This is a genomic window from Rhodoferax sp. (assembly GCF_037143375.1).
In the GTDB taxonomy this organism is placed as follows: domain Bacteria; phylum Pseudomonadota; class Gammaproteobacteria; order Burkholderiales; family Burkholderiaceae_C; genus Rhodoferax.
In genome coordinates this window covers 62,588-68,817 of sequence record NZ_JBAWYV010000005.1, presented here as the reverse complement: position 1 = coordinate 68,817, position 6,230 = coordinate 62,588, and the positions used below count along the sequence as shown (strand labels likewise).

At 59.6% G+C, this 6,230-nt stretch carries 6 protein-coding genes; 5 read left to right on the top strand and 1 reads right to left on the bottom strand.

Features of this window, described 5'->3' with window-relative positions; genetic code table 11:
- Window positions 1-68: 68 nt before the first annotated feature.
- Window positions 69-656, bottom strand: a complete 588-nt coding sequence (locus WCG50_RS01820) for an NAD(P)H-dependent oxidoreductase (protein WP_336897850.1) — start codon at window positions 654-656, stop codon at window positions 69-71.
- 47 nt (window positions 657-703) lie between these two features.
- On the opposite strand from WCG50_RS01820, the gene mnmG reads away from it, so the two are divergent.
- From mnmG to WCG50_RS01795, 5 genes are all read left to right on the top strand, one after another.
- Window positions 704-2,755: a tRNA uridine-5-carboxymethylaminomethyl(34) synthesis enzyme MnmG gene (gene mnmG / locus WCG50_RS01815; protein WP_336897849.1), complete on the top strand. Its 2,052-nt coding sequence runs from the start codon at window positions 704-706 to the stop codon at window positions 2,753-2,755.
- Window positions 2,755-3,420, top strand: a complete 666-nt coding sequence (gene rsmG, locus WCG50_RS01810; protein ID WP_336897848.1) for a 16S rRNA (guanine(527)-N(7))-methyltransferase RsmG — start codon at window positions 2,755-2,757, stop codon at window positions 3,418-3,420. The genes mnmG and rsmG overlap by 1 nt, the downstream gene beginning before the upstream one ends.
- A 712-nt stretch (window positions 3,421-4,132) precedes the next feature.
- Entirely contained in the window at window positions 4,133-4,747 is a 615-nt protein-coding gene (locus tag WCG50_RS01805) for a LysE family transporter (protein ID WP_336897847.1), read from the top strand.
- A 90-nt stretch (window positions 4,748-4,837) separates the two neighbouring features.
- Entirely contained in the window at window positions 4,838-5,623 is a 786-nt protein-coding gene (locus WCG50_RS01800) for a ParA family protein (protein ID WP_336897846.1), read from the top strand.
- Between the two features lie 58 nt (window positions 5,624-5,681).
- Window positions 5,682-6,227 carry an alpha/beta hydrolase gene (locus WCG50_RS01795; protein WP_336897845.1) on the top strand — a complete coding sequence of 182 codons (546 nt, stop codon included), beginning with the start codon at window positions 5,682-5,684 and terminating at the stop codon, window positions 6,225-6,227.
- Window positions 6,228-6,230: the final 3 nt, after the last annotated feature.

The following is a 6,230-nucleotide window of genomic DNA, read 5'->3' as shown; positions in this document are numbered from 1 at the left end:
CTTATCGGAAATTTAAAGGTGTGTTGCACTTCACTTTTGAGGCTGCCGGGGCTAGAGGCTTATTTGCCCTACAAACTACCGTCACTTAAACGTTGGCTTGCCCACAGCACCTGATCGACCACCGCTTGAACGCCTTGGCGCTGTGCCGGCACTTGCAACTCACCCTGCGCGTCAAACGCCTGACCGGCGCCACTGAGCGCATATTGCTGCGGCGCGACCCAGCATTGCAGGTTTTGCAGCAGCGGGTTCAGGTGACTCAGCGAGCGCAAACCACCCAGACCGCCGGGCGAGGCACTCATCAGGCCGACTACTTTGCCCTCGAAGGGCTTGGTGCCGCGTGCCCAGTCCGGGTCGCCCTTGACCGGGCTCGACGCCCAGTCGATGGTGTTTTTCAGCAGGGCGGTGTAGCTGCCGTTGTACTCGGGCGAGCAGATGATCCAGGCCGGGTGCGCAAACATCAGCTGCTTGAGTCGGATCACATCGGGCGGCGTGCCCCGCGCTTCGAGGTCGGCGTTGTAGAGCGGGATGTCCAGCGTGGCCAGTTCCAGCAGGGTGACCTCGGCGCCGGCAGCGCGTGCCAGCGTCGCCGCATTGGCCGCGAGTTGCCGGTTGAAAGATTGGAGGCGGGTGCTGCCCGCAAAGATCAGGAGTTTCATGGCCCTGATTGTTACCAAAAATGGGGTCCCCCGGTAAAATTAGGGTCATGCTTTATCCACAGACATTTGACGTTATCGTCGTCGGCGGCGGTCACGCCGGAACCGAGGCGGCCTTGGCCGCTGCCCGCATGGGTTGCAAGACCTTGCTGCTCAGCCACAACATCGAGACCCTCGGGCAGATGAGTTGTAACCCGTCCATCGGCGGCATCGGCAAAGGCCACCTGGTGAAAGAGGTGGACGCGATGGGCGGTGCCATGGCACTGGCCACCGACGAGGGCGGTATCCAGTTTCGTATTCTCAATTCGAGCAAAGGCCCGGCGGTGCGCGCCACCCGCGCCCAGGCCGACCGCGTGCTCTACAAAGCGGCCATCCGGCGGATGCTGGAAAACCAGCCCAACCTGTGGCTGTTCCAGCAAGCCGTGGATGACCTGATGGTTGAAGGCGACCGGGTGGTTGGCGCGGTGACGCAAGTGGGCATCAAGTTCCGCTCCAAGACCGTGGTGCTGACGGCTGGTACTTTTCTGGACGGCAAGATTCATGTGGGGCTGAACAACTACGCTGCGGGCCGCGCCGGTGATCCGCCCGCGGTCAGTCTGAGCGCGCGCCTGAAAGAGTTGAAGCTGCCGCAGGGGCGCCTCAAAACTGGCACGCCGCCAAGGCTGGATGGCCGCTCGATTGACTTCAGCAAGTGCAGCGAGCAGCCCGGTGACGGCATGCCCGGCGGCATGAGCGCGGCGATGCCGGTGTTCAGTTTCATGGGCCGGGTGGCGCAACACCCGGCGCAAATGTCGTGCTGGATGACGCACACCAACGAGCGCACGCACGACATCATTCGCAGCGGCTTTGACCGCAGCCCCATGTTCACCGGCAAGATTGAGGGCGTGGGCCCGCGCTATTGCCCGAGCGTGGAAGACAAGATCAACCGCTTCGCTGACAAAGACAGCCACCAGATTTTTCTGGAGCCCGAAGGCCTGACGACGCACGAGTACTACCCGAACGGCATCAGCACCAGCTTGCCGTTTGACATTCAGTACGCCTTGGTGCGCTCGATGGCGGGGTTGGAAAACGCCCACATCCTGCGCCCCGGTTATGCCATCGAATACGACTACTTTGACCCGCAGCAGCTCAAGAGCAGCTTCGAGACCAAGGCGATAGGCGGCCTGTTTTTTGCCGGCCAGATCAATGGCACCACCGGTTACGAAGAGGCCGCCGCCCAAGGCATGTTTGCCGGTATCAACGCCGCGCTGCAAGCGGGCGCCAAAACCCAATGGACCCAAGACACCTGGGTGCCGGGCCGCGACGAGGCCTACCTCGGTGTGCTGGTAGACGACCTGATCACCAAGGGTGTGACCGAGCCCTACCGCATGTTCACCAGTCGCGCCGAGTTCCGCTTGCAGTTGCGTGAAGACAATGCCGACGCCCGTTTGACCGAAGTGGGGCGCAAACTGGGCTTGGTGGACGATGCGCGCTGGGCGGCTTTCAGCTTGAAGCGGGAAGCTGTTTCACGTGAAACAGAACGCCTGCGCTCGCTCTGGGTCAGCCCCAAAAACCTGGCGGCTGCGGAAGCCGAGCGCGTGCTGGGCAAGGCGGTGGAGCACGAATACAGCTTGGCGGATTTATTGAGACGCCCGAACGTGAGCTACGCCGGCTTGATGTCCATGAGTGATGGCAAGTACGCCAGCCCAGAAATCGATGCGACTGTTTCACGTGAAACAGGGCGTGCGCTTTCAGAGGAAGATGTTTTTGCGGCGGTGGTGATTGAGCAGGTGGAGATCACGGCTAAATACTCAGGGTACATTGACCGCCAAAAAGACGAGGTCGAGCGTGCCTCGCATTACGAGCACCTCAAGCTGCCGGACGAGTTGGACTACTTGCAGGTGTCGGCCATGAGCATCGAAGCCCGGCAAAAGCTGAGCAAGCACCGGCCTGAAACCTTGGGCCAAGCCTCGCGCATCTCGGGCATCACGCCAGCGGCCATCTCTTTGTTGTTGATCCACCTGAAGAAAAATAGCTTCAAAGGTTTTGTCTCAGCCGGCAAGGGCGCCGCCGCTGACGTTACGGTGCCTGATGTGGGCGACGCTGACAAGGCAGAAGTCTGATGCGCAACCTTGAAAAAGAACTGCGCCAAGGGGTTCTGGATTTGTCGCTGGACTTGAGCGACGTTCAAATCTCGCATCTTCTGGACTATTTGGAACTCATCCAGAAGTGGACCAAGGTCTACAACCTGACTTCGGTGCGCGACCCGGCCGAGATGCTGACGCACCATCTGCTGGACAGTCTGGCGGTCATCACGCCGCTGCGTCGGCAACTTTCCGAGATGAATGCAGCTGCGCCAGTGCCTAAAGCCAAGCTGCTGGATGTCGGCTCGGGCGCCGGTTTGCCGGGCATCGTGATTGCGATCTGTTGTCCCGAAGTGGCGGTGGATTGCGTGGACACAGTGGCCAAAAAAGCCGCCTTCATCAAGCAAGTGGCGGCCACCTTGCGCTTGCCCAACCTGCGTGGCCTGCACGCCCGGGTTGAAAGTTTGACGAATAAGTACGACGTGATCAGTTCCCGCGCCTTCGCTTCGCTGCTCGATTTCACCAACTGGTCGGTAGCGGCACTGGCAGAGCAGGGCGTCTGGATGGCGATGAAGGGCAAGCACCCGGCTGAAGAGATTGCCGTTTTGCCGCAAGACGTGAAAGTGTTTCACGTGGAACAACTGACCGTTCCCGGTCTGGATGCCGAGCGCTGCATCCTCTGGCTGCGCAAAGTGGCTGACTGAATTGCGTTATGCGCTGCAACCAGCGCAGTCAGTGCATCACCACCCGAAGCCAGCCCGCTTTAAACAGCGCCAAGCCCCCCGCCCAGATCGCGCTTCACAACTCAACTTAAACAGCGCGATGACATAGGGCTGTTGGCTCCCTCTTTCGCCCGGCGGGGCGAGAGAGGGCGGGGGGAGTGAGTGGGGGAAGATGACAAAAACGTCTTGATTTGAAAGTTCGGAACTCTCCATGGCATAAAGACATGATTTTTTTGGCATCTTCCCCCGCTCTCCCCCAACCCCTCTCCACCCCCGCCGGGGCGGAAAGGGGAGCTAAACAGCCCTATGTTGCTCTGCTTATTAAGTTGGAAAGTGAAGCGCGATCTGGGCGGGGAACATCGCGCTGTTTAAGTCGGGCTGGGTTCGGCTGGGGGTGCATTCAGGTTTGCGGCTCGCGCTCTGATGAATATGTTTGCATGTCTAAAGGGGAGGGCATTTACTGCACTTGGACTCGCCTTCGTTCTACGGTACCCTTCGGACGCCGTGAGTTTCAGACGCCGCCAGCGGATGGGAAATTGGACCCGCTTCTGATTACGTGTTGGTGTTAGTTCTGACCCTGTGCCGCTTGCCACGTTCTCGGTATATCTCGCCAAGGTGGGGCGGTAGTTCGCCAGCAGCGTGAGCCAATAATTCGTCACGTAAACTCAAGGTCTCACCCCGAAAGAAAATCTCCATGTTTGGCATCGTCGACTTTGGCGCTTTTGTGGCGGCCTTCATCATCTTGTTGTTTATCCCCGGCCCCGGCAATCTGGCCATCATCACGTCCACCACCAAGGGCGGGCTGCGGGGCGGGGTCGCTGCGACCTTGGGGCTGATGGCGGGTGATCAGGTGCTGATGTGGTTGGCGGTGGCGGGTGTGGCTGCGGTATTGGCCACTTCTCCAACTGCTTTTGGGGCGGTGCAGTGGCTGGGTGCGGCGTATCTGGCGTGGTTGGGCTTCAAGATGTTGACGGCCAAACCTGGGGCGGCTCCGATTCTCAACATCAAGCCGCACCACTATTTTCAGCAGGCCATGACCATCACGGTGCTCAACCCCAAGGCCATTGTTTTTTACATGGCGTTTTTTCCCTTGTTCATTGATCCTTTGCACCATCGGGGCATGGTGACGTTTGGTGTCATGGCGATCACGGTCGCGGTGCTGGCTTTTGTCTATTGCATTACCGTGGTGTTTTTGACGCACTTTTTGGCGGAGCGCCTGCGTGCCAATCCGATGATTTCGCGCTCGCTGGAAAAGCTGGCGGGCATTTTTCTGATTGGTTTTGGCATCAAGCTGGCGTTGTCACGCTAAGTGCTGATTTCATCACGTACAGTCACCCCTGTGTTTCACGTGAAACACTAATCTCTTCACTCTGTATTCGTTTCTACTTCAAAGCACTCCATGGCAAAAATCTTCTGCATCGCGAACCAAAAAGGGGGGGTTGGCAAGACCACCACCACGGTCAACCTGGCCGCGGGTCTGGCCAAGGTCGGCCAGCGCGTGCTGATGATTGACCTGGACCCACAGGGCAACGCCACCATGGGCTCGGGCGTAGACAAGCGCAAACTGGAACTCACCATTTACGACGTGTTGCTGGAGTCCGCCACCGTGGCCGAGGCGATCGTCAAGAGCGAGAAGCTGATCGCGGCGGGTTGCGGCTACGACATTCTGGGCGCCAATCGGGAACTGGCGGGTGCCGAGGTAGAGTTGGTGGATGTGGAGCGGCGCGAAAAACGCCTCAAGCTGGCACTGGCCGAAGTGGACGGCGCCTACGACTTCATCCTGATTGATTGCCCGCCCAGTTTGTCGATGTTGACGCTCAATGGTTTGTGCTGCGCCAATGGCGTGATCGTGCCGATGCAGTGCGAGTACTTTGCGTTGGAAGGGCTGACCGATCTGGTCAACACCATCAAGCAGGTGCACGCCAACCTGAACAAAGACCTGGCCATCATTGGCTTGCTGCGCGTCATGTTCGACCCGCGCATCACCTTGCAGCAGCAGGTCAGCGAGCAACTCAAGACGCACTTTGGCGGCAAGGTGTTTGACACTGTGATTCCACGCAATGTGCGTCTGGCCGAGGCGCCGAGTTATGGCGTGCCGGGCGTGGTGTTCGATCCTTCATCCAAGGGCGCGCAGGCTTTTATTGCCTTTGCTCAGGAAATGGTCGAGCGCATCGAGAAAATGTAGATAAATTGGCCTCTAGCCCCCGTTTGGTGTGCGCTAGCAGCTACTGAAACCATAGCAAATGACCTCTACCCCTGTTCTGATCCTGCCCGGCTGGCAAAACTCTGGCGCCGACCATTGGCAAAGTCTGTGGGAGCGAGATTTTGGCTACAGCCGTGTTGACCAGCACGACTGGCTGCGCCCCTTGCGCGGCGACTGGATTGCGCGTCTGGAAGATGTGCTGTTGTCGCAACCAGCACCGGTGGTGCTGGCGGCGCACAGTCTGGGCTGCCTGCTGGTGGCGGCATGGGCCAGCCACACGCGCCATGCGCACCTGGTTAAAGCCGCGCTGCTGGTGGCACCAGCAGACGCCGAGCGCGAAGAACTGCGCCCAGTACTGACCAGCTGGTCACCGATCCCGTTGCAGCCGCTGCCGTTCAAAAGCGTGCTGGTGGGCAGCCGCAACGACCCGTATTGCCCTGTCGAGCGTGCCGGGCAGTTTGCCCGCGCGTGGGGCTCGGCGTGGGTAGATGCCGGAAACGCCGGTCACATCAATGCCGAGTCGGGCTTGGGTCACTGGCCGGTAGGGCAGGACCTGCTCAAGCAACTCATTTGCCCCGCACAATAAAAA